We start from the raw sequence: 1306 nt of genomic DNA, 5'->3' as shown, positions 1-1306 counted from the left end.
GTGCGCATGGAGGCTGAACCCGACGGCTGGTATGCAGCCGTTGCGCCAATCGGCGCCGGGTTGTGCTACCGATACCGCGTGACCGACCGCAACGGTGTGACCATCACCGTGCCCGATCCGGCTGCGCGTGCGCAGTGGCAAGACCTCTACGGCCCCAGCCTGGTGGTCGACCCGTCACGCTACCTGTGGCGCCACGCCGACTGGCAAGGACGGCCCTGGCACGAGACCGTGCTGTACGAGTTGCACGTCGGCGCAATGGGTGGCTTCAACGGCGTACGTGCACGGCTGCCCGAGCTGGCGCGCCTTGGCGTCACGGCCATCGAACTGATGCCACTGGCGGAATTTCCGGGGGCACGCAACTGGGGCTACGACGGTGTGCTGCCGTTCGCGCCGGACGCCAGCTACGGCTCGCCCGACGAACTCAAGGCGCTGATCGACACCGCGCATGGCCTCGGGCTGATGGTCTTCCTGGATGTGGTCTACAACCACTTCGGGCCCGATGGAAATTACCTGGTTCACTACGCACGCCGCTTCTTCCATGAAGGCACACACACGCCCTGGGGCGCTGCGTTCGATTTTCGCCAGCCAGCCGTGCGCGAGTTCTTCATCCAGAACGCGCTGATGTGGTTGATGGAATATCGCTTCGACGGCCTGCGCCTGGATGCCGTGCAGGCCATTGGTGAGCGCGACTGGCTGAGCGAGTTGGCTGCGCGCGTACGCCAGGCAGTCGAGCCCGGGCGCTATGTGCATCTTGTGCTGGAGAACGAGAACAACGCGGCATCACTGCTGCGTGGTGCTACCACATCCCCCATCCCGCCGGATCGTAGCCCAACCGAGCCGACGCAGACTGGCCCGTTCGAAGCCCAGTGGAATGACGACGGTCACCACGCCCTGCATGCCTTGCTCACAGGTGAACACGAAGCCTACTACGCGGCTTACGCCGACGCCCCCGCAGAGCGCCTGGCGCGTGTGCTGCAAGAAGGTTTCTGCTACCAGGGCGAGCCCTCTGCGCTGCACAACGGCGCCCCGCGTGGTGAACCAAGCGGCACCCTACCGCCCACCGCCTTTGTGCTCTATCTGCAAAACCACGACCAGATCGGCAATCGGCCGCTCGGTGAACGACTGACACGTCTCGCACACCCAGAAGCCCTGCACGCCGCGCAAACGTTGCTGCTGCTGTGCCCACAAATCCCCCTGCTGTTCATGGGTGAGGAATGGGGCAGCCTGCGGCCCTTCTATTACTTCACCAGCCACCACGGCGCATTGGCCGATGCGGTGCGTGAAGGCCGGCGGCGCGAGCTTGGGC

At 65.2% G+C, this 1306-nt stretch carries 1 protein-coding gene; it reads left to right on the top strand.

Annotated elements, in window-relative coordinates:
• Positions 1 to 1306: malto-oligosyltrehalose trehalohydrolase (treZ, locus tag JHD73_RS27740; RefSeq protein ID WP_199033334.1), on the top strand; the 1306-nt coding region annotated here is incomplete at both ends.

The organism is Ralstonia sp. ASV6 (assembly GCF_016429285.1).
Lineage (GTDB): Bacteria > Pseudomonadota > Gammaproteobacteria > Burkholderiales > Burkholderiaceae > Ralstonia > Ralstonia flaminis.
The sequence above is the reverse complement of the archived record's forward strand: the minus strand, read 5'-3'. Positions and strand labels throughout refer to the sequence as shown.